Source organism: Pseudomonas sp. KB_12 (assembly GCF_052114545.1).
Taxonomy (GTDB): Bacteria; Pseudomonadota; Gammaproteobacteria; order Pseudomonadales; family Pseudomonadaceae; genus Aquipseudomonas; species Aquipseudomonas brassicacearum.
The window spans coordinates 230,082-250,667 of record NZ_JBFREY010000001.1 but is presented as its reverse complement, the minus strand read 5'-3'; the positions used below and the strand labels follow the sequence as shown (position 1 = coordinate 250,667).

20 protein-coding genes are annotated in these 20,586 nt (G+C 60.3%); 12 read left to right on the top strand and 8 right to left on the bottom strand.

All coding sequences use genetic code 11. The features are described from left to right. Positions 1–93 precede the first annotated feature (93 nt). Positions 94–1,056, top strand: a complete 963-nt coding sequence (locus tag AB4Z20_RS01170) for a LysR family transcriptional regulator (RefSeq protein ID WP_013694598.1) — start codon at positions 94–96, stop codon at positions 1,054–1,056. Here AB4Z20_RS01170 and AB4Z20_RS01165 read toward each other — a convergent pair. Further along, complete coding sequence (locus AB4Z20_RS01165; RefSeq protein WP_253470479.1) at positions 998–1,207, bottom strand: PA3496 family putative envelope integrity protein; 210 nt, start codon at positions 1,205–1,207, stop codon at positions 998–1,000. The genes AB4Z20_RS01170 and AB4Z20_RS01165 overlap by 59 nt on opposite strands. Before the next feature lie 254 nt (positions 1,208–1,461). Then, positions 1,462–2,328, bottom strand: a complete 867-nt coding sequence (gene hexR, locus AB4Z20_RS01160) for a transcriptional regulator HexR (RefSeq protein WP_003187110.1) — start codon at positions 2,326–2,328, stop codon at positions 1,462–1,464. 441 nt (positions 2,329–2,769) lie between these two features. Between hexR and AB4Z20_RS01155 the strand changes: the two genes are divergently transcribed. Beyond that, entirely contained in the window at positions 2,770–3,084 is a 315-nt protein-coding gene (locus AB4Z20_RS01155) for a hypothetical protein (RefSeq protein ID WP_018613925.1), read from the top strand. A 69-nt stretch (positions 3,085–3,153) separates the two neighbouring features. On the opposite strand, the gene AB4Z20_RS01150 is transcribed toward AB4Z20_RS01155, so the two are convergent. After that, positions 3,154–6,027 carry an EAL domain-containing protein gene (locus tag AB4Z20_RS01150; protein WP_442089166.1) on the bottom strand — a complete coding sequence of 958 codons (2,874 nt, stop codon included), beginning with the start codon at positions 6,025–6,027 and terminating at the stop codon, positions 3,154–3,156. Between the two features lie 262 nt (positions 6,028–6,289). Between AB4Z20_RS01150 and uvrD the strand changes: the two genes are divergently transcribed. The 3 genes from uvrD to AB4Z20_RS01135 all read left to right on the top strand — a co-directional run bounded on the left by uvrD (position 6,290) and on the right by AB4Z20_RS01135 (position 10,202). Next, positions 6,290–8,473: a DNA helicase II gene (uvrD, locus tag AB4Z20_RS01145; RefSeq protein WP_214511077.1), complete on the top strand. Its 2,184-nt coding sequence runs from the start codon at positions 6,290–6,292 to the stop codon at positions 8,471–8,473. Positions 8,474–8,778: 305 nt separating this feature from the next. Beyond that, entirely contained in the window at positions 8,779–9,654 is an 876-nt protein-coding gene (locus tag AB4Z20_RS01140; protein WP_013694601.1) for a Tim44 domain-containing protein, read from the top strand. A 140-nt stretch (positions 9,655–9,794) separates the two neighbouring features. Continuing rightward, positions 9,795–10,202, top strand: coding sequence for an SMI1/KNR4 family protein (locus AB4Z20_RS01135; RefSeq protein WP_024616886.1), 408 nt, complete (start codon positions 9,795–9,797; stop codon positions 10,200–10,202). Positions 10,203–10,215: 13 nt separating this feature from the next. Here the strand turns inward: AB4Z20_RS01135 and AB4Z20_RS01130 are convergent, their stop codons facing one another. Beyond that, complete coding sequence (locus tag AB4Z20_RS01130) at positions 10,216–11,979, bottom strand: cation:proton antiporter (protein WP_442089165.1); 1,764 nt, start codon at positions 11,977–11,979, stop codon at positions 10,216–10,218. Positions 11,980–12,257: 278 nt separating this feature from the next. Between AB4Z20_RS01130 and AB4Z20_RS01125 the strand changes: the two genes are divergently transcribed. Continuing rightward, entirely contained in the window at positions 12,258–12,743 is a 486-nt protein-coding gene (locus AB4Z20_RS01125; RefSeq protein WP_003206993.1) for an acyl-CoA thioesterase, read from the top strand. Positions 12,744–12,868: 125 nt separating this feature from the next. Here AB4Z20_RS01125 and pdxY read toward each other — a convergent pair whose 3' ends face one another. Beyond that, positions 12,869–13,741: a pyridoxal kinase PdxY gene (gene pdxY / locus AB4Z20_RS01120; RefSeq protein ID WP_442089164.1), complete on the bottom strand. Its 873-nt coding sequence runs from the start codon at positions 13,739–13,741 to the stop codon at positions 12,869–12,871. 119 nt (positions 13,742–13,860) lie between these two features. Here pdxY and AB4Z20_RS01115 point away from each other — a divergent pair, with 119 nt between their 5' ends. Beyond that, on the top strand, positions 13,861–14,283 hold the full coding sequence (locus AB4Z20_RS01115; RefSeq protein WP_214511080.1) for a DUF3301 domain-containing protein: 423 nt from the start codon (positions 13,861–13,863) through the stop codon (positions 14,281–14,283). Positions 14,284–14,295: 12 nt separating this feature from the next. Here AB4Z20_RS01115 and AB4Z20_RS01110 read toward each other — a convergent pair whose 3' ends face one another. Next, a complete protein-coding gene (locus AB4Z20_RS01110; RefSeq protein ID WP_253470485.1) occupies positions 14,296–15,261 on the bottom strand; it encodes a CobW family GTP-binding protein in 966 nt (321 codons plus the stop codon). A gap of 27 nt (positions 15,262–15,288) precedes the next feature. Between AB4Z20_RS01110 and AB4Z20_RS01105 the strand changes: the two genes are divergently transcribed. Beyond that, positions 15,289–15,642, top strand: coding sequence for an NADH:ubiquinone oxidoreductase (locus AB4Z20_RS01105; RefSeq protein ID WP_253470487.1), 354 nt, complete (start codon positions 15,289–15,291; stop codon positions 15,640–15,642). Here the strand turns inward: AB4Z20_RS01105 and AB4Z20_RS01100 are convergent. Further along, positions 15,639–16,289 (bottom strand): DUF1826 domain-containing protein, encoded by a 651-nt coding sequence (locus tag AB4Z20_RS01100; RefSeq protein WP_253470489.1) that lies wholly within the window; start codon positions 16,287–16,289, stop codon positions 15,639–15,641. The genes AB4Z20_RS01105 and AB4Z20_RS01100 overlap by 4 nt on opposite strands. Further along, a complete protein-coding gene (zigA, locus tag AB4Z20_RS01095) occupies positions 16,289–17,497 on the bottom strand; it encodes a zinc metallochaperone GTPase ZigA (protein WP_442089163.1) in 1,209 nt (402 codons plus the stop codon). Before zigA ends, AB4Z20_RS01100 begins: the two co-directional genes overlap by 1 nt. 143 nt (positions 17,498–17,640) lie before the next feature. Between zigA and AB4Z20_RS01090 the strand changes: the two genes are divergently transcribed. From AB4Z20_RS01090 to AB4Z20_RS01075, 4 genes are all read left to right on the top strand, one after another. Further along, on the top strand, positions 17,641–18,033 hold the full coding sequence (locus AB4Z20_RS01090; RefSeq protein ID WP_214511085.1) for a glutamine synthetase: 393 nt from the start codon (positions 17,641–17,643) through the stop codon (positions 18,031–18,033). Between the two features lie 114 nt (positions 18,034–18,147). Then, positions 18,148–19,044, top strand: coding sequence for a GTP cyclohydrolase FolE2 (folE2, locus tag AB4Z20_RS01085; RefSeq protein WP_442089162.1), 897 nt, complete (start codon positions 18,148–18,150; stop codon positions 19,042–19,044). Beyond that, complete coding sequence (locus tag AB4Z20_RS01080; protein WP_442089161.1) at positions 19,041–19,709, top strand: metal ABC transporter ATP-binding protein; 669 nt, start codon at positions 19,041–19,043, stop codon at positions 19,707–19,709. The genes folE2 and AB4Z20_RS01080 overlap by 4 nt, the downstream gene beginning before the upstream one ends. Further along, positions 19,709–20,575 carry a metal ABC transporter permease gene (locus AB4Z20_RS01075; RefSeq protein WP_442089160.1) on the top strand — a complete coding sequence of 289 codons (867 nt, stop codon included), beginning with the start codon at positions 19,709–19,711 and terminating at the stop codon, positions 20,573–20,575. The genes AB4Z20_RS01080 and AB4Z20_RS01075 overlap by 1 nt, the downstream gene beginning before the upstream one ends. Positions 20,576–20,586: the final 11 nt, after the last annotated feature.

The window sequence follows — 20,586 nt, the reverse complement described above, 5'->3', positions numbered from 1 at the left end:
GGCTGTTGATTAACAAAAATGAATAATTATTGGGTCATGCATAAGCAAAGACTTATAGTTGCGCTATCCGTCTCGGCCCAGGGTGCTTGAAAGATGCGTAAGTCATTGATGCGTATGACATTGCGTCAATTGCAGATTTTCAACGAGGTGTGCGACCTGAGGTCCTACAGCCGTGCAGCTGATGAAATGTCTCTCACACAACCGGCCGTTAGCCTACAGATTCGTTCTCTGGAAGAGCTGATTGGCCAGCCGTTATTCGAGTATGTCGGCAAAAAACTCTACATGACCGAAGCCGCCGAAGCCCTGCAACGTGCCAGCCGGGACATCTTCGGACGCCTGGAAAACCTCGATATGCAGCTCTCGGACATGCAGGGTTCGCTGCAAGGCCAATTGAAGCTGGCGGTGGAGTCCAGCGCCAAGTACTTCGTCCCGCACCTGTTCGCCGCGTTCAAGCGCCAGCATCCGGAGGTCAACCTGAACCTCACGGTGGTCAATCGCGGCCAGGTCATCCGTCGGCTCTCGGATAACCGTGACGACTTGGTGATCATGTCCATGGTGCCCCAGGACATGGGCCTGGAATTCCTGCCCTTTCTCAACAACCCCATCGTCGCCGTGGCGCCGCCCGATCATCCGTTGTGCCACATGGGCCCGCTGCGCTTGCAGGATCTGGAGCCCTATACGCTGCTGTTGCGCGAACCGGGGTCCGGCACGCGACTGGCCTGCGAGGAGTACTTCAAGGAGAAACGGGTGCATTTCACCCAGACACTGGAGGTGGCGTCGGCGGAGGCCCAGCGCGAGTGCGTAGTGGCCGGGCTGGGCGTGGCGCTGTTGACGCGCCACGCCGTGAGCCGGGAATTGTCGTCCGGCGCACTCATCGAGTTGCCGGTGGAGGAATTGCCGCTGTACCGCAGCTGGTGCCTGGTGCAGGCCAGGGCCAAACGCCTGTCACCGGTCGCTCACGCCTTCCTGGCATTCGTTCGCGGTGAGCGCGCTCAGATCATCGGCCTGGTTGAGCGCTTCGACGGGAAGCCGCCGGCGTTGCCTGCCAGTAATTGAACTCTACTGCGTCAGGAAATTCGCTGATTTCGGCCAGGAGCTGGCGCTGTTCATAGCGGTCTTCGATGGCACGACGGAACGCCATGCGGCGTTGGTCTTCCTGCTGACGACGGGTTTTGACGGCGCTGCGTTCTTCGTAGGACTGGGTCATGTCGAGACTCCCAAGACGTATACGGGAGTTTTACGATGACGGCGCGGGATGACGGTTTGGCGGCGCGTGCGTTACAGAACGATGAATTCGGGCAAACGATCCCTGTGGCGAGGGAGCTTGCTCCCGCTCGGCTGCGCAGCAGTCGCAAACCAGCCAATGCTGGTGTATCTGGAAAAATCGTTGGGGGCCGCTTCGCAGCCCAGCGGGAGCAAGCTCCCTCGCCACAAAAGCCCCTCGACCTCAGGGCTTGGGATTCAGTCGTCCAGCGCCTTCACCGACTTGGGCGACAGCCGCAGGCTGCGAAGGCTGCGCTTCACGCTCTTGAGGTGGTTGACCAGGCTTGGACCACGGGCCATGGCGACGCCCATCGCCAATACGTCGATCACCACCAGGTGGGCGATGCGCGAGGTCAGCGGCGTGTAGATCTCGGTGTCTTCATGCACGTCGATGGCCAGGTTCACCGTGGACAGTTCCGCCAATGGCGTCTGGCTCGGACACAAGGTGATCAGCGAGGCACCGCTTTCGCGCACCAGGTTCGCGGTGATCAGCAAGTCCTTGGAACGCCCCGACTGGGAAATGCAGATCGCCACATCGGTGGGTTTCAAGGTCACCGCTGACATGGCCTGCATGTGCGGGTCGGAATAGGCCGCAGCCGTCAGCAGCAACCGGAAGAACTTGTGCTGGGCATCGGCTGCTACCGCGCCCGAGGCGCCGAAGCCATAAAACTCGACCCGCTGGGCCTGGGACATGGCCGTGACGGCTTTTTGCAACGCCACCGGGTCGAGCTTCTCGCGAACCTCCATCAGCGTATGCAGGGTCGTGTCGAAGATTTTCAGGCTGTAGTCCGCCACTGAATCGTCTTCGTGGATCGCAAACTGACCGAAGCTCGCGCCGGCGGCCAGGCTTTGCGCCAGCTTGAGTTTCAGGTCCTGGAAACCCGAGCAACCGATGGCCCGGCAGAAACGCACGATGGTCGGTTCGCTGATGCCGACGCTGTGGGCAAGATCGGCCATGGAGCTATGCATCACGGCCGCAGGATCAAGCAGTACGTGATCGGCGACTTTCAGCTCCGACTTGCGTAGCAAGTGGCGTGACTGGGCGATGTGTTGCAACAGGTTCAAGGGGCTGGACTCTTGTTATGGGCAGATGCCGGGATGTAGCAAGCTTGTAGTTATACTACAAGAATTGGCTTTTTGCCCGTCCAAAACGTAACTGGATTGCCTCGCTGCCCCTTTGTTTTGGCCGAGGATCCGCCGATGTAGCAGCTTGTGCCGTAGCGCAAACCTTCAACGCTGCCGATCCGCTGATTTCCAGGCCCGTCCTGCGCTTTCAACGCGGGAAAAATCGTCTATCGGTCAATAGCCAACGCCTAAAACAACTTGCGCTCCTCAACAATATCTCCCAGTAACAATAGACAGTAGATCTTAAAACAGAACCAAGTAAACCATCGGAAACTCATTTCTCCTTACAATCCCAACCGCAATTGAGCAGACACTCTCAAGTCAAAGTAGATATATTGGCTCCCGCAGGACGCAATCAACTTAACTACAGGAGTTACTATCATGAAAATCACCACTAAAGATTGGACCGCACAAATCGACCGCATGCCAGGTGCCGCGTCTTTCCGCACCTTTGGTACCGTCACTGTGGCCAATAGCGGCGTCACCCCGACGCTGGTACGCAGCGACCTACAGGACAAGTCCTTTGACCTGCGACTGGAATTGAAACTTGAACATTCCGATGGAGTTTCACTGCAAGTACTGACCGACAAGTTCGTTGAATACAAAGAGCTGGGCGACTCCAATGTCACCGGCGTCAGTATCTTTTTCGAAGGCCAGTTACTGCACCACATCGATGACGTGCTAATCACTAACTAAGCGTAGACCCCATAACTTTCCGTCAGACGACTTCGTTGCCTGACGGGAAGTTATCGTCGTGGTTCAGGCTCATTCAGCCAGGTGTTGCGCCCGCAACAACCCAGCCAACCCTTCAGCCTCCACCGGCCGGCTGATCAGATACCCTTGAACCTCATCGCAACGTTCATTCCTGAGGAATTCGAGCTGCTCCTGCCGCTCAACACCTTCAGCCACGACCTTGAGCGACAACCCATGGGCCATTGCAATGATTGCCCGGGTAATTGCCGCATCCACGCTGCCCTCACCCAGCCCGCGAATGAACGCCTGGTCGATCTTCACGTAATCCACCGGGATACGCTTGAGGTAACTCAGGGATGAGTAGCCGGTGCCGAAATCGTCGATCGCCAGCTTGACCCCAAGGTCACGCAATTGCTGGAACGTGGCGATGATGTGTTCAACGCTGTCGAGCAACTGGCTCTCGGTCAGCTCCAGTTCCAGGTATTGCGGGGCCAGACCGGTTTCCTCCAGCACCTGCCGCACCAGGCTGACCAGCTTGCCCTGGCGCAGTTGATGCACCGACAGATTGACGGACACCCTGATCGGCGCGAGCCCCTGGCGTTGCCATTCGCATGCCTGCCAACAAGCCTGGCGCAATACGAATTCGCCAATCGGCCCGATCAACCCGGTCTCTTCGGCCAGGCCAATGAAATCCCCCGGCGGTACCCGGCCCATAGCCGGATGATCCCAACGCACCAACGCCTCGGCGGCGTTCAGGCGACCGGTCGCCAGGCACAGTTTTGGCTGATAAAAGACCTTCAGTTGTTGCTCTTCCAAGGCTTTGCGCAGCTGATTCTCCAGTTGCAGGCGCTCCAGCGTGCTGGCCTGGAGGCTGTCGGTGTAGAACTGGAAATTGTTGCCCCCCAAATGCTTGGCATGTTGCATGGCCATGTTCGCCTGACTGACCAGCATGGCAACTTCTCGCGTGTTGTCAGGCAACAGGCTGATGCCGATCGAGGCGCTGAGCACCAGCTCATGGCCTTCTATGGTCAGTGGCACACGCAGTTTGGCGGCCAGCCGAGTCGCCACCCGCGCCAGGCTCGAAAGGTTGCCATAGGCATCGAACAACACCGCAAACTCATCGCCCGATAGCCGGGCGATGGTATCCGCCTCGGGCAGCGCATTGATCAGGCGTCGTGCCATTTTCTGCAACAACTGGTCGGCGATGTCATGGCCGAGGCTGTCGTTGAGCAACTTGAACCGGTCCAGGTTGATATGCAGCAACGCCAGGCTGCGCCGTCCGCCCTGGCGCACCCGGTGATGCGCTTCGTTCAGGCGCTCGCGGAACAACGAACGATTCGCCAGCCCGGTCAATTCGTCGTAATGGGTCAGGTAGCGCATCCGTTCTTCAGATTCACGCCGAGCCGAAAGATCGGCGAAGAAGCCCACGATATGGCTGATATTTCCCCGAGCATCACGCACGACGTTCAGTTGCAGCCATTGCGGATACAACTCGCCGTTGGCCCGCGCCTCCACCAACTCACCCTGCCAGGTGCCGTGCTGCTTGAGCGCTTGGCGAATGACGGGGTAATGCCGGCGCGCGTCGCGACTGCACGGCAGGTCCACCACGTTGCGCCCGAGCATGTCAGCGATGTCGAAACCGGTGACCCGCGTGAACGCCTGATTGGCAGCGAGTAGCACGTAGTGGGGGTCGAAAATCACGATACCTTCGCTGGCGGCTTCGAACACTGTGGCCGCCAGTTGCCGTTGCTGCTCGAGCTCCTTGCCGGCGCTGATGTCTCGCCGGGTGCCGACCATACGCAGCACCCGTCCGCTCGCGCTGCGCTCCACGGCCCGGCCGCGGTCTTCGATCCAGACCCAGTGGCCATCGCCGTGGCGCACACGGTATTCGATCTGGTAATCCTCGCTGCGGCCCTTGAGGTGTTCGACCAGGGCCCGCTTGAGCGCCGGCAGGTCCTGGGGATGCAGGCGCGGGGTGAGGTGAGTGAGCATCGCCGTGATGTATTCGGGTTCCAGGCCGAAGAGTTCCTTGAGCTGAGTGTGATGGACTTCGTCAGTCTGCAGGTTCCAGTCCCACAACCCCAGTTCACTGGCCTTGAGCGCCAGGGCCAGACGCGCCTCACTCTTGCTCAAGGCCTGGCTGGCGACCTCCAGTTCAAGACTGCGCTGCGCGACCCGCGCCTCCAGGCCAACCTGGGCCGCCCGCAGTTTTTCCTCCGCAGAACGGCGTTGCTCGACCTCCCGGGCCAGCGCGTCGTTGAGCTGGGCGCTGCGGGTTTGTGCTTGCTGCAGATGCTCGATCAGCGCCTGGTTCTGGAAGCGTCGCAACAGGCCGCTTTGGATCAAGCGGTTGACTTGCCAGGCGACCACGCTCAGCGAGACCAGCACGATCAGCCCAAGCCAGCCCCACCCGCGTTGCTGCTCATCGCCGCCCCAGAAGAGATAGCCGATGGCCGGTAACAGGCAGGGCAAGGTAAAGGACAGGAAGGCGGGAAGACTCACCGCGTAGGCCACGCTGGCCGATAGGGCGGCCGCGCCAATCAGGCCGAACACCCATGCCTGCTGCTGGAAACTGTCAGCCGGGACCAGCGCGATACCGGCCCCAGCCAGCGTCAGGCCGGTCATCGCCGAGCCAAGCAAAAACATACGCAACCAGATCGGGTGTGCCTGGCGGCTCGGCATCGCCGAATCGAAAGCCGCCACCTGGATCACCCGCAAGGCCACCAGTGACAGCAACCAGACGAGCCAGACGCTGACCAGGAAATAGCGCTGCGGCTCCCATAACAGCGCGGCGCAGACCAGACCATTGAGCAACATGAACAGCGTAGGCAGCAGCGAGCCTTGATACAACAGACGTGTGCGCTCGACCGCCATCTCCATGGCGTACTGCTTGCAGATGACCCGCGGCTCCACACAGGGGCCCGCCGGATCGGAATTGAGGGTCATTGGCACTGTTCTTGTTCTTATATCAGTGGAGCGTGGAGAACCCGAAACAAGCACCGAGCATACACAAGCCACGGGGCATCCCACACTGCCCCAGCTCATAAAAATACGGAAAAAAGTCGCTGTTTCATTGGGTGGCGACCCTTTCGAGCGAGTCCCGCCAACGCCTGTAGCCCATGACCCACCGGTCATCACCAAGCGGTCTTTTATCGGCTGATGCAAAGCTCGGTTTGCCCGGGGTGGCGCCGCACCCTAGAATGCCCCGATGCGCGATGATCTCTCCCTTCTGCTGAACTCCCTCAACGATGCCCAACGTCAGGCCGTAGCTGCCTCCGTGGGTCGTCAGTTGGTCCTGGCCGGTGCCGGCTCCGGTAAAACCCGAGTGCTGGTGCACCGTATCGCCTGGTTGATCCAGGTCGAGAACGCCTCGCCCCATTCGATCCTGTCGGTGACGTTCACCAACAAGGCCGCGGCCGAGATGCGCCACCGCATCGAACAACTGATGGGCATCAACCCTGCCGGCATGTGGGTCGGCACGTTCCACGGCCTGGCGCACCGCTTGTTGCGGGCGCATTGGCAGGAGGCCGGGCTGAGCCAGACCTTCCAGATCCTGGACAGCGACGACCAGCAACGCCTGGTCAAGCGGGTGATCCGCGAGTTGGGCCTGGACGAGCAGCGCTGGCCGGCCCGCCAGGCGCAATGGTTCATCAACGGCCAGAAAGACGAAGGCCTGCGCCCGCAACACATCCAGGCCAGCGGCGACCTGTTCCTGGCGACCATGCGCAGCATCTACGAAGCCTACGAGGCGGCGTGCCAGCGTGCCGGAGTCATCGACTTCTCCGAGCTGCTGCTACGGGCACTGGACCTGTGGCGCGACCACCCAGGCCTGCTGGCCCATTACCAGAAGCGCTTCCGGCATGTACTGGTGGACGAATTCCAGGACACCAACGCCGTGCAATACGCCTGGTTGCGCCTGCTTGCCAAGGGCGGCGACAGCCTGATGGTGGTGGGTGACGATGACCAGTCGATCTACGGCTGGCGCGGCGCCAAGATCGAGAACATTCACCAGTACTCGGCGGACTTCCCGGACGCCGAAGTCATCCGCCTGGAACAGAACTACCGCTCCACCGCCGGCATCCTCAAGGCCGCCAACGCCCTGATCGCCAACAACACCGGGCGCCTGGGCAAGGAGTTGTGGACCGACGGCGGCGAAGGCGAAGCGATCAACCTCTACGCCGCCTTCAACGAACACGATGAAGCCCGCTACGTGGTGGAAACCATCGAAAGCGCGCTGAAAACCGGCCTGGCCCGCAGCGATATCGCCATCCTGTACCGTTCCAACGCCCAGTCGCGGGTGCTGGAAGAGGCCTTGCTGCGCGAGCGAATCCCCTACCGCATCTATGGCGGCCAGCGCTTCTTCGAGCGTGCTGAAATCAAGAACGCCATGGCCTACCTGCGCCTGATCGAAGGACGCGGCAACGACGCGGCCCTGGAACGGGTGATCAACGTGCCAACACGGGGCATCGGTGAGAAAACCGTCGAGGCGATTCGCGATCACGCGCGCCACAGCCATGTGTCCATGTGGGAAGCCATGCACCAACTGGTCGCCAACAAAGGCATGACCGGTCGCGCCGCCGGTGCGCTGAAGGCCTTCATGGACCTGATCGAAGACCTGGCCGCCAAGTGCGGGGAAATGCCTCTGCACTTGATGACCCAGACCGTCATCGAGCAGTCCGGCCTGATCGCCTACCACGAAGCGGAAAAAGGCGAGAAAGGCCAGGCCCGGGTGGAAAACCTTGAGGAACTGGTCAGCGCCGCGCGCAACTTCGAAAGCACCGAAGAAGACGAAGACCTGACGCCGCTGTCGGCCTTCCTGGGTCATGCCTCCCTGGAGGCCGGCGACACCCAGGCCGACGAACATGAAGACAGCATCCAGCTGATGACCCTGCACAGCGCCAAAGGCCTGGAATTTCCCTACGTGTTCCTCGTGGGTATGGAAGAAGGCCTGTTTCCCCACAAGATGAGCCTGGAGGAACCGGGACGCCTGGAGGAGGAACGGCGCCTGGCCTATGTTGGCATCACCCGCGCCATGCAGAATCTGGTGCTGACCTACGCCGAAACCCGACGTCTATATGGCAGCGAGACCTACAACAAGGTGTCGCGCTTCGTACGCGAAGTACCGAAAGGCCTGATTCAGGAAGTGCGGTTGTCCAACAGTGTCAGCCGTCCGTTCGGTGGCGGCCAGCAGCAAAGCACCAGCAGCCTGTTCGGCGGCAGCGACATCCCGGAAACCGGCTTCAGCCTCGGCCAGACCGTACGGCATTCGGTATTCGGCGACGGCGTGATCCTCAACTTCGAGGGCGCTGGCGCCCAGGCGCGGGTGCAGGTGAACTTCAGCGAAGGCAGCAAGTGGCTGATGCTGGGGTATGCCAAGCTGGAAGCAATCTAAAGATTTGCATAGAACCCTGTGGGAGCGAGCTTGCTCGCGATAGCGTTGGATCTGTCAATGTTGATGCTGACTGACACTCCGCTATCGCGAGCAAGCTCGCTCCCACAATTTGTTCGTTGGGCGCCGAAGTATCTCCGATAGAACTCATCCCCCTTTCCTACAGCCCAAAGCGAACAAGCCTTCTTGCACAGCCCAAGCTGAACCTAAGCTGTCACGCAAAAGCCAGAAACACTCTGTCGCTAGCCAGCAACAGTTCAGCTGTGCAACATGGCGCGCGTGCTATCCACAAATGGGAATGCCTTTATATGAAACGTTTTCTTAGCATCGCCATGGCGCTGTGCATTGGCCTGACGATGGCCATCGACGCCAATGCCGCCAAGCGCTTTGGCGGTGGTAAAAGCTCGGGCGCCGCCCCGACTCACCAAACCAGCCAGATGGCACCGTCCTCTGCCGCCGGTTCTACCGCTGCCACCGCAGGTGCTGCCGGTGCCGCGGGCGCGGCCACCAAGGCCAGCGGTGCTTCGCGCTGGCTCGGCCCCCTGGCCGGCATCGCCGCCGGTGGCCTGCTCGCCTCCATGTTCATGGGCGACGGCTTCCAGGGCATGCAGATCTTCGACATCCTGATCATGGCGGTCATCGCCTTCCTGGTCTTCCGCTTCATTGCCGCCCGTCGTCGCAAGCAGCAGGAGCAATTCGCACCAGCCGGCCATGCGCCGATGCAGCGTGAAGTGTTCAACCAGCAGCCCGCCAGCGGTTCGATCTTCGGTGGTTCGGCAGCGCCGGTGGCCGCTCGTCCGGTCATCAATGCGCCGGCCTGGTTCAACGAGCAACGCTTCATCGAAGCGGCACGCAGCCACTTCATGTCCCTGCAGCAACATTGGGACGCGAACGAAATGGACAAGATTGCCGAATTCGTGACCCCGCAACTGCTGGAGTTCCTCAAGCGCGAGCGGGCCGAACTAGGCGATGGCTTCCAGTCCACCTACATCGACAATCTGCACGTGCAACTGGACGGCGTCGACGATCGCGCCGACAAGACCATCGCCACCCTGACCTTCAGCGGTGTGTCGAAGGATTCTCGCTTCGACAAGGGCGAAGCGTTCAGCGAAAGCTGGAACATGGAACGTGCCCAGGGCGATGACCAGCCTTGGCTGGTAGCCGGTATCCGCCAGAACGGTTGAACCTTTACCCGTTTTGCATGTTGAAATAAAAGAACCCCGGCTCAGGCCGGGGTTTTCTATTTCGCAGTTGCATCTATAGCGAGCTACTGTATAAACCGCTCCATATAAAACCGCGCCATCGAGAAAGAGGATCCCCGGACGTGGAAGAAATCATCGAACAATTGCGTGAAGCCAACGAGCCCGTACCGGTCCCGCTGGAGTTGCCCGACGAAGACTTGCTGGTAGAGATCGAAGAGCAGCTGTTCATCGATATCCCATTCGTCTTCAGGGAGTTTTTGCTGACCGTCAGCGATGTCGTCTATGGCAGCCTGGAGCCGGTGACCGTCACCGATCCACAATCCCACACCTACCTGCCGGATGTGGCCGCCAATGCCTGGGATGCCGGAGTCGACCGCAGCCTGATCCCGATCTGCCAGGACGGCGACGATTACTATTGCGTCGAAGAAGACGGCACTGTGGTGCTGTGGCAGGCCGAGGAAGAGCTGGTCGCCGAAGAAACCTGGGAATCGGTCTGGCACTGGGCGCGGGACGTCTGGCTGGAAAGCTGAGCCCCATGGCCGGTCAATGCCCGGACGAGTCCTTGTGATTGTCCAGGGTTTCAAGCAAGGCCACCTGCATCCGTGTATGCAGGCGGATGAACCAGCGCCAGAGCAGTGCCGCCACGGCGGTCGCCACTACGGCGATCAGTACGAGCAACTTGTTGGTCGGCAGAATGCTGGCCGACAAGGCTGCCAATAGCAGGAAAATCACCAGCAGCGAGAGAATCGGGATCACTTCGGCGATCACCCGACGCACGCGCTGGGTGTGGCGGCCAGCCATCTCCGTCTTCACGCCCATCTCCGCCAACAGCATCGACAGCGCCTTGAGCTTGCGATAGGCGGCGATCAGGAACGGTAGCGACAGCAACAACGCCCCGCCCCAAATCAAGGCTTTCTGCCAGCTCGGGTCGCTGATCCACGCTTGCAGGTAAGCCGACATCCGCTCGGCGAAATATCCGCCCGAGACAAAAATCGCAATGACCAGCGCCAGGTTGACGCCGACCTGCAGCAAGATCCGCCGGATCATCGACGCCACCATCGCCCCTTCACCATGGGGCTGGATGCTGCGCAGCCATTCACCATACATCCCCAGCACCCGCGTCAGCCGTTGCGGCATGACTGTCGCCAACTTGACGGACAGTGGGTCGGCGGCCCGGATCAGGTACGGCGTCAGCAGAGTGGTCAACACCGAGACGGCGACCGCAACCGGATAGAGGAAATCGCTGGTGACCTGCAGGGTCATCCCCAACGACGCGATGATGAAGGAGAATTCGCCGATCTGCGAAAGGCCCATCCCAACGCGCAGCGAGGTGCGTCCGTCGTTGCCGGCGATAAAGGCACCGAGGCCGCAGGACAACATCTTGCCGAGCACCACTGCGCCCGTGATCACCGCAATCGGCCAGGCGTACTGCAGCAATATCGCCGGATCGAGCATCAGCCCGATGGCGACAAAGAAGATCGCGCTGAACAGATCACGCACCGGCTCCACCAGCCGCTCGATTTTCAGCAGTTGCCGGGACTCAGCCATGATCGCACCGATCAGGAACGCCCCAAGCACCATGCTGTATTCCAGCTTCACCACCAGCAGGCAGAAGCCGAAACACAGACCCAACACGGTAATCAGCAGCATTTCGTTGCTGTCGAACTTCGCCACGTAGGCCAGCACCCTCGGCACCAGCAGAATGCCGATGACCAACGCGACGATCATGAACAACGACAACTTGCCGACTGTGGAAAATACCTCGCCGGAGCTCACGGTGCCGCTGACCGCAATGCTCGATAGCAAGGCGATGATGCCAATGCCCAGGATGTCCTCGACGATCAACACCCCGAAAATCAGCTGCGCGAAGCGCTCGTTCTTCATCTTCAGGTCGTTGAGGGCCTTGACGATGATGGTGGTGGAGGAAATGGCCAGGATCGCGCCGAGGAACAGCGAGTCCATGGTGCTCCACTCGAACCAGCGGCCGATTTCATAACCGATCCAGATCATCAGCACGATTTCGAGGAACGCCGCGATGAAGGCCGTGGCCCCAACCTTGAACAGTTTGCGCAGGCTGAACTCCAGGCCCAGGCAAAACATCAGGAAGATCACCCCGAGCTCGGCCAGGGTCTTGATCGTGTCTTCGTCGTGGATAAAACCGAACGGCGGCGTATGCGGGCCGATGATGAAGCCGGCCACGATGTAGCCCAATACCACCGGTTGCTTGAAACGATGAAAGAGCACGGTCACCAGCCCCGCTGCCATCATGATGATTGCCAAGTCTTGAATGAAACTGATGGCATGCATGTCGGAGCTCCCTGTTCAAATGACTCATCGCAGAGCTGGAGAAATCCATTTCCTCTGTAGGAATTGCCCTCACAACGGGCTTTTGAAGGGTAACACCGCGACTTCCGACAAAAAGACGGTGCAATATATGGAAACAGATCCATCGGCGCGTGACGGCAACCACAGGCGCAGCGTCCCGATATCGGTGGTTTTTAAAACCTGGTGACCTGTTGGCAGGCCACCCACCAGCACCCGCAGAGGTGCACTCCCGAATTGCTGCCTTGAACCGTGAGTACGTTATGGAACCCGGAAACGCCCAGCTGTCGATGACGGTGTTGATGACCCCCGATATGGCCAACTTCTCTGGCAATGTCCATGGCGGCACCTTGCTCAAATACCTCGACGAAGTCGCCTACGCCTGCGCCAGCCGCTACGCCGGGCGCTACGTGGTGACCCTGTCGGTTGACCAGGTCATCTTTCGTGAGCCGATTCATGTCGGCGAACTGGTGACCTTCCTGGCATCGGTGAACTACACCGGCAACACGTCGATGGAAGTGGGCATCAAAGTCGTGACCGAAAATATTCGCGAACGCTCGGTGCGCCACACCAACAGTTGCTTCTTCACCATGGTTGCGGTGGATGACCTGCGTAAACCCGCAGCCGTGCCGCCCTTGCAGCCGCAAAACAGCGAAGAAAAACGCCGCTACGAACAAGCCCAGCAACGTCGGCAGATTCGCCAGGAGCTGGAAAAGCGTTATCAGGACATCAAGGCAGACGGGCCTTAACCGACATGTGGGAGCGCGCTTGCTCGCGATGGCGGTCGATCAGTCAATATTGATGCTGACTGACACACCGCTATCGCGAGCAAGCTCGCTCCCACAGGAATTTTGCAGCATTTTCACGGGTGCGATCAGAGGCTGATCGGCACTGCCACGAACCGCACCCGTGGATGGGCGATCCGATCCTGGGCGCGGACCAGTTCCAGCTCATAGCTGGTGCAGGCCTGGGTTTCCAGCAGCACTTCATGCACCGCTGCGGCAGTGAATTCGAACGCCGCCACCAGACTGTCCCCCAACAGTATCCGCGCCAGGAACAACCCCGAGGTCAGGTCACCCACGCCCACCGGCTGGCGCGGGAAAGCCAGCAGCGGACGGCGCAGGTGCCAGCTGCTATCGGCGGTCACCAGCAGCATTTCGAAGCTGTCATCCGGCTTGCCAGGGTAGGCCAGGTGCTTGACCAGCACCGCCTTCGGGCCACGGGCCAGCAACGCCCGGGCCATGGCCAGGCAGTCGAGCAAAGACTGCGCCTTGCGTCCCGAAAAACTGTCCAGCTCCAGTTGGTTCGGGCACATGAGGTCCGCCACGGCAGCGGCTTCTTCCAGGAGAAACTCGCTCACCTCGGGCGCCACGATACAGCCTTTCTCTGGATGCCCCATGACCGGATCACACAGGTACAGTGCCTTCGGATTGGCGGCCTTGATCCGCGCCACGCCCGTCAGGATCGCCCGTCCCTGAGCCGCGCTACCCAGGTAACCGGACAACACCGCATCGCAGTGACCCAACTCACCGATGGCCGCAATGCCTTCTACCAATGCCGGTATCTGCTCTGGCGCAAGCACTTCACCGGCCCATTGGCCATACTGGGTGTGATTGGAAAATTGCACGGTATTGAGCGGCCAAACGTTCACTCCGACCCGCTGCATCGGAAACACCGCGGCGCTATTGCCAGCGTGACCGAACACCACGTGGGACTGAATGGCAAGCAGATGAGGCGTACGTTTCATGCGGGAAGTTTCCGTAAAACGATTGAAATTCAAGCCGCGCAGTATGCGACTAAACGCAGCCTGTACGACAGACCGGCGAGACAGTTAAGCTGGCAGCAACTTGTTGGAGCACTTCGTTCATGCTGACCCTTGGAAACATTTTCGTGCTGATGTTGCTGGCTACCGGCGGCGCCTGGCTGTGGCACAACCATGGCTTGCGCGAACGGGCGTTGGCGAGGGTCATGCAGCATTGCGCCAACCTCAAGATCGAGCTGCTGGACGGCAACGTGGCGCTGAAAAAGATCGGTTTCGTGAAAGACGCCAGCGGACGACGACGGCTGGCTCGCGTCTACACCTTCGAGTTCACCGTCACCGGCGAAAGCCGCCATTCGGGCACCATCACCCAGTTTGGTGCCCACAGCGCACAAATAGAGCTGGCGCCCTACCCGATGCCCTTCGAAGAAACACCGCCAACGCCTATTGAACCGGTCCATGCCAGGCCCAGGGCTGAAGTCATCGAGTTGAGCCAGTGGCGCCAGGAACACAACAAATGGAAGCCTTGAAACAGGGCTGACTCAGCGACACCGACAGTTCGCCAACCCGGCTTGCAGGCTACCAACGTCTTGCGGCTGATCGAAAATCAGCTCGATCCGGGAATCCTGGCGCCACTCACTGGCTTGCCAACCCAGCACCGCCCCCTCCAGCGCATTGGCTGAAACCCAACCGTCGACGCTGTGGATAACCATCTTCGCCCGTTTCCAGTCTTGGCCTTGTAGCCATCGCGTCAATGCCGTTGCGTCGAATTGCTGGCTGGGGTGCCAGCGCCAACCAATACTCCAGCCGCCGTCCTGCTGCTGAAACAAGCAGATCGGCAGCGTCGGATCGGACCAAATGGCCGGTATCTGGCCCAGGCTCTTCGGTAGATTCAAGTTATCCACAGCCCCACTGCCCCGAGCCGCAAGGCCTGGTAATCGATCGATCGGCAGCGCAGCCTGTTGCGTCCAGTACAACGCACGCCCGGGCAGTTGCGCCGTCAGCCGTTGGCGATCGGCTTGTGTGAGGGTCTCGGACTTGTTCAGCACCAACAGTCCGGCATCCGCCAGGGTTTGTTGCTGTGCGTCGGGCAAGGGCTTGCCGTCCGCCATCGCCCGGGCATCCAACACCAACACACAGGGTTGCACCGCCAGCACGCCGAGCCATGGCGCTTCGCTCAGCTGGCGCAGCAACTGCGCCGGATGACCCAGGCCCGAGGGTTCGATGAACAGCCGATCCGGCCTGGCCTTGCGCAGCAAACGCCCAAGACCGATCTGAAACGGCGCGCCGTTGACGCAGCACAAGCAGCCACCGGCCACTTCGCCCAGTGCGATACCATCGCCCGCCTGGGTCAGCAACGCGGCATCCAGGCCGATCTGACCGAACTCATTGATCAACACCGCCCAGCGCTCATTGGCCGGGCGCTGCGCCAGCAGATGCCTGATCAGGCTGGTCTTGCCGGCGCCCAAGGGACCGGCGATGACATGGGTGGGAATGTGCTGCAACATAATCGACGGCTTTCGATGGAGGTGAATATGCGAATGATCGGCTGGTTGTTACTGGCACTGGCTTCGAACCAGGCATTGGCCCAGGCTTGTGTGGTCCACAGCCAGGCGGAACGGCTGGATGTGAAAGTCTGCCAGCAGAACCGCAACATCCCGCAGAAGCTGTTTGCCGACGGTTTCTGCCAGCCAAACCTTGTCGGCCAGAAGGTCGAGGTGCAATACGTCGATCAATGCCCTGGCGGCGCGTTCGGCGTTTGCAGCAACGCTCAGGTCGCCAATATGCCTTACCGCCAGGATATTCACTATTACGGCGTGGCGACCGATGCTGCTTATCTACAGCCCTTTTGCGAAGGGCAGAGCCAAGGCACCTGGCTCAAGCCTTAAGCCAGCCAATCCAGCGTGAGAATCAATCGACGCTCTCCCGGTGCGGGCTCCGGTGATCGATGGATCAGGCCAAGGCCTTCGTTGCCGTGCCATTTTTCGCCTTTAAGCAAACCCACATCACCGCAACGAAACTGCTGGATCACGCGCGGATCCCTGGGCTCAGCCTCAGGCTCGGCAAGTCCTCGACGGTCCATGGCACCTTCCTCAAGCCACTGGCTGCCGACACCCGCATAGGTGCTCAGCAGCCGCACCGGCACGTGGTCAACGTGAAAGCGCGGGCACATCGCCTTGTCCAGCGTGCGCAGGCGCAGGCCGACACGTTGGGCACCCAATAGGCAGGCAAATGCACTGACGAGCCAGGAGACATCGGCGATAAAGCCTTCATAGCCTTGCAGGTCGCTGAAACCTGCGGCCAGGCCCTGCAACGCCGGCTGCGTGTCTTCCTCCGGCAACTCAAGCACGCGTGATTCGGCCAGCGACTGGTCCATCGCCAGCACCATGACCGCAAAATCGCTGATATGCGCAGGAAGCTGACGCTGCCAGACCGCCAGGTTGGTGCCGTCGTCCAGGATCTGCGTGAATACCCCTGGCGTATCACCTTGGACCTGTCGTGCCTGCGTAGCCCTTTTCAGAGTGGGCGCCAGCATCACGCCGCGACCTCGTCACGCCACGGGCCGAACGGATCCGGCAACAGCCGCCAACGTTCAACACCGAGGGCCATTTCCGCGTCGGTGAGCAAGCAAGCGTCCAGTTCGGCGGTGAGCTGACTGAAGTCGATGTCCTGACCAATGAACACCAGCTCCTGACGGCAATCGCCTGTGACAGCAAGCCAGTTCTTCATGATCGCCGCTGTACTTTCCTCATCCTGCGGCCATTGGTTTTTCGGCACGAACCGCCACCAGCGCCCGGCGAAGCCATGCCGCATCAAGCCCCCGGCCTGGGACCAACTGCCCGCCTCCTCAGGTTTGCTGGCCAGCCAGAAGAACCCCTTGGAGCGCAGGAGTTTGCCGTTAGGCCATGGACGGTCGATGAAACTGAAAAAGCGCTCGGGATGAAACGGTCGGCGTGCCCGATAGGCGGTCGAGGCGATGCCATATTCCTCGGTTTCTGGCACGTGCTCGCCACGCAGCTCCTGCAACCAACCAGGGGCCTGGGCGGCGCGTTCGAAGTCAAAAAGGCCCGTGTCGAGGATTCTGCCCAGCGGCACCTGCCCCATGACCATGGGGAGGATCTGCGCCTGGGCGTTGAGGCGCTGCAGAATCGCGGTCAACTCTTCCCGTTCATGCTGGCTGATCAGGTCGATCTTGCTGATCAGAATCACGTCGGCAAACTCGATCTGTTCGATCAGCAGGTCGGTGATCGAGCGTTCATCGTCCTCACCCAAGGTTTCACCCCGTGACGCAAGGCTTTCAGCGGCCTGGTAATCCAACAGGAAATTCACCCCATCGACCACTGTCACCATGGTGTCGAGTCGCGCCACATCGGCCAGGCTTCGGCCTTCTTCATCACGAAACGTGAAGGTTTCTGCCACTGGCAACGGTTCGGAAATACCCGTGGATTCGATCAACAGATAATCGAAACGCCCTTCCCTGGCGAGTTGCCCGACCTCTTCGAGCAAGTCCTCGCGCAACGTGCAGCAGATACAGCCGTTGCTCATTTCCACCAGTTTTTCTTCAGAGCGACTCAGGGTGACATCTCGCTGGACTTCGCTGCCATCGATGTTGATTTCGCTCATATCGTTGACGATCACCGCCACTCGCAGATTGTCGCGATTACGCAAAACGTGGTTGAGCAGTGTGCTTTTACCGGCACCGAGGAATCCGGAAAGCACGGTTACGGGAAGACGATTGGGCATCAGGTATATCCTCATCGGGCGGCCGCTTCGACTACGGCTCGTTTCCAGGGTTTGGCTAGATTCAGGGGCAAGGCGTTTATGTTATAGTATAACAACGCAATTCAACCAGCCCCCGCCATCCCTCATTGGCCTGAGATCACTCCATGCGCAATCATCTGAAATTCGTATTGGCGAGCCCGTTGTTGCTGTGGGTGTTAAGCGCTTCGGCCCAAACCTCACTCCTGGCGAACTGCACCCGCAGTGCAAATCTGCTGGCGTGCGTGGACATCCAGGGCAATGCCTACAGCGTCGCAACGGCGGGAAACACCATTTATTTACGGGGTTTTGAAGCCGCCAGTCGTCGTTATTGGGCGCAAACAAACAGCCGTTACGGTCAGCTCACCTTCTTTACTGGCTTGGCATCGGATGGAGAAAGTTGGGTCGGATACAGCCGGCGAGTGGGCTGGACGACCCTCAATCGTTTCTCGAGCTCTGGTGGTAGTGGGGGCGCATTTGTATGCGGGCGCATGAACGGCTGCCAGGATTCATCGCGCTGATGTTTCACGTGGAACGTGAACGTTTGGGGATGAAACTCCTTTCATGGAAAAGGTTTATTTAAATCAGTTGTTATACTATAACATCTAATTTTAGACCTTCGATGGACCTTGACCATGAACGCGTTAACCCTGCCCGACGTCGCAGCGCAGGCTTCACGTCAACCCTTGCCCCTCGATTGGGTGGGCATGTGTGGCATCGCAACGCCGGTGTTGATTGACGGCCAGCATCTCAGTGCAAGGGCCGACGCAGGTGTCAGCCTTGATGACGGTGAGGCGCGCGGCATTCACATGTCACGTTTATACCTGGCGCTGGAGTTGCTCGAAGAGACGACGCTTTCGCCAGCCTTATTGCGCCGAATCCTCCAGCAATTTCTCGACAGCCACGAAGGCTTGTCCCACGCAGCATCGCTCAGTGTGCATACCGATCTGCTGCTCAAGCGTCCGGCACTTATCAGCCCGCTGATGGGTTGGAAACGCTATCCGGTGAGCATCGAAGCCCACTTGAAAAACGCAATGTTCCACGTGGAACTGAATATCCAGATTCCCTATTCATCCACCTGCCCTTGTTCGGCCGCACTTGCCCGGCAGTTGATCCAACAGCAATTCGTCGACGACTTCGCTAACAAGAAACTTGAGCACGCCGAGATCCTGGCCTGGCTAGGTTCATCAAACGGCATCGTTGCCACCCCTCATAGCCAACGCAGTACGGCGATCCTGACCCTGCGCCTGCATGCCAATGCCGACGATTTGCCGCTGCGGTCTTTCATCAACGAAGCCGAAGCAGCCCTCGGCACCGCTGTGCAAACCGCCGTCAAGCGCGCCGATGAACAGGCCTTCGCCCTGGCCAACGGCCAAAACCTGATGTTCTGCGAAGACGCCGCGCGGCGATTAAGCACGGCCCTGAGCCGGTCACCCGACATTGTTGCGCTGAATGTGCGCGTCGTTCACGCCGAAAGCCTGCATGCCCATGACGCCGTGGCGCAAAGCCGCTGGACCCGGGAGGCATCATGATCAACTGCCAAGCGCTGCGCTGGGGCGCACCCGGACACCCTCTCACCCCGCCGCTCGCGATGCAGCGACCGGCCGGCAGTCTCACCGCCATCATCGGTGCCAACGGTTCGGGAAAAAGCAGTCTGTTGAAAGTGCTCGCGGGATTACAGAAACCGCTCTCCGGCAAAGTCACCTTGGATGTTCCACGCCGTGGTGGGGTTTCGTTCATGCCCCAGCAGCAACATCTGGATCGGCAATTCCCCATCAGTTTGCAAGAGTTGGTGGCCGCCGGTTCCTGGGGTAATCGACACACGCCGGCCATGCGCAGGCAGTTGCTCCAGACCGTACTGGCCGACTGGGCGCTGACCGGCCTCGAACATCGTCCGCTAATGGCGCTGTCTGGAGGCGAGCTGCAACGCGCCCTGCTCGCTCGCCTGAGCCTGGCCGAAGCGCCGCTGCTGTTGCTCGACGAACCCCACGCCGCCCTCGACGAACAGGGCCAGGCGCTGTTGTGGAAACACTTCCATCACTGGCATGCCCAGGGCCGAACCGTCGTGGTGGTATGCCATGATCTGGCAGCGGTGCGCCAACATATCCCCCATACGTTGCTGATCAGCAACACCGGCTGCGTGCTGGGCCGCAGCGTCGACTTGATCGCTCAACAACCCCACACGTGGGTGGCCTGATGCTTGCGGCCACTCATCTCTGGCAACCGTTTCAAGAGTTTGTCTTCATGCGCCGGGCCTTGCTTGGCGGCCTGGTGCTGGCGTGCAGCACAGCGCCGTTGGGCGTGTTCCTGATTCTTCGACGCATGAGCCTGATTGGTGACGCCGTAGCGCACGGCATTCTGCCTGGCGCCGCCCTGGGTTTCTGGTTTGCCGGGCTGAGCCTGCCCGCCCTGACCATTGGCGGCCTGGGCGCGGGCCTGAGCATGGCCGGGCTCGCCGCCTGGATTACCCGACGTACCGGTCTAAGGGAGGACGCCAGCCTCGCGGCGATTTATCCCATTTCCCTGGCGGCCGGTGTGTTGATCCTCGGCATGGCCGGTAAACGCCTGGACTTGCTTCACTTGCTGTTCGGCTCGGCGCTGGCGGTAGACGGCCCAACACTCACCGGCATGCTCTGGGTGTCCGGCGCAAGCCTGTTGGCGATGACCTTGATTTACCGCCCGTTGCTGCTAGACACCTTGGACCCGCTGTTCCTGCAAACCGTCAGTCGTCTCGGCCCGTTAGCCCATGGTGTGTTCCTGACCCTGGTGGTGTTGAACCTGGTGATCGGCTTCCAGGCCATCGGTGCGCTGATGGTGGTCGGCCTGATGATGTTGCCAGCCGCCACGTCGCGATTCTGGAGCCGTCGCCTGCCACTGCTGATGCTGATCGCGGCGCTGCTTGGGTGCCTCTCGGTGTGGTTTGGCCTGTTGTTGTCCTTCTATTACTCACTGCCCAGCGGGCCGTCCATCGTACTGGTGGCGGGCGCGTTGTACCTGCTGTCGGTGGTATTCGGGCCGGTGCACGGCTTGCTGCGCCGCCCGCCTGTGCTCACATCCCAATGAGGTGTTTCCCG

Excerpts from the sequence above, each read along its gene's own strand:
- uvrD (WP_214511077.1), top strand. The coding sequence starts at position 6,290 with ATGCGCGATGATCTCTCCCTTCTGCTGAACTCCCTCAACGATGCCCAA.
- AB4Z20_RS01155 (WP_018613925.1), top strand. The coding sequence starts at position 2,770 with ATGAAAATCACCACTAAAGATTGGACCGCACAAATCGACCGCATGCCA.
- AB4Z20_RS01105 (WP_253470487.1), top strand. The coding sequence starts at position 15,289 with ATGCGAATGATCGGCTGGTTGTTACTGGCACTGGCTTCGAACCAGGCA.
- AB4Z20_RS01130 (WP_442089165.1), bottom strand. The coding sequence starts at position 11,979 with ATGCATGCCATCAGTTTCATTCAAGACTTGGCAATCATCATGATGGCA.
- zigA (WP_442089163.1), bottom strand. The coding sequence starts at position 17,497 with ATGCCCAATCGTCTTCCCGTAACCGTGCTTTCCGGATTCCTCGGTGCC.
- AB4Z20_RS01075 (WP_442089160.1), top strand. The coding sequence starts at position 19,709 with ATGCTTGCGGCCACTCATCTCTGGCAACCGTTTCAAGAGTTTGTCTTC.
- AB4Z20_RS01170 (WP_013694598.1), top strand. The coding sequence starts at position 94 with ATGCGTAAGTCATTGATGCGTATGACATTGCGTCAATTGCAGATTTTC.
- AB4Z20_RS01080 (WP_442089161.1), top strand. The coding sequence starts at position 19,041 with ATGATCAACTGCCAAGCGCTGCGCTGGGGCGCACCCGGACACCCTCTC.
- AB4Z20_RS01150 (WP_442089166.1), bottom strand. The coding sequence starts at position 6,027 with ATGACCCTCAATTCCGATCCGGCGGGCCCCTGTGTGGAGCCGCGGGTC.
- AB4Z20_RS01110 (WP_253470485.1), bottom strand. The coding sequence starts at position 15,261 with ATGTTGCAGCACATTCCCACCCATGTCATCGCCGGTCCCTTGGGCGCC.
- AB4Z20_RS01140 (WP_013694601.1), top strand. The coding sequence starts at position 8,779 with ATGAAACGTTTTCTTAGCATCGCCATGGCGCTGTGCATTGGCCTGACG.
- folE2 (WP_442089162.1), top strand. The coding sequence starts at position 18,148 with ATGAACGCGTTAACCCTGCCCGACGTCGCAGCGCAGGCTTCACGTCAA.
- AB4Z20_RS01115 (WP_214511080.1), top strand. The coding sequence starts at position 13,861 with ATGCTGACCCTTGGAAACATTTTCGTGCTGATGTTGCTGGCTACCGGC.
- pdxY (WP_442089164.1), bottom strand. The coding sequence starts at position 13,741 with ATGAAACGTACGCCTCATCTGCTTGCCATTCAGTCCCACGTGGTGTTC.
- AB4Z20_RS01165 (WP_253470479.1), bottom strand. The coding sequence starts at position 1,207 with ATGACCCAGTCCTACGAAGAACGCAGCGCCGTCAAAACCCGTCGTCAG.
- AB4Z20_RS01125 (WP_003206993.1), top strand. The coding sequence starts at position 12,258 with ATGGAACCCGGAAACGCCCAGCTGTCGATGACGGTGTTGATGACCCCC.
- AB4Z20_RS01090 (WP_214511085.1), top strand. The coding sequence starts at position 17,641 with ATGCGCAATCATCTGAAATTCGTATTGGCGAGCCCGTTGTTGCTGTGG.
- AB4Z20_RS01100 (WP_253470489.1), bottom strand. The coding sequence starts at position 16,289 with ATGCTGGCGCCCACTCTGAAAAGGGCTACGCAGGCACGACAGGTCCAA.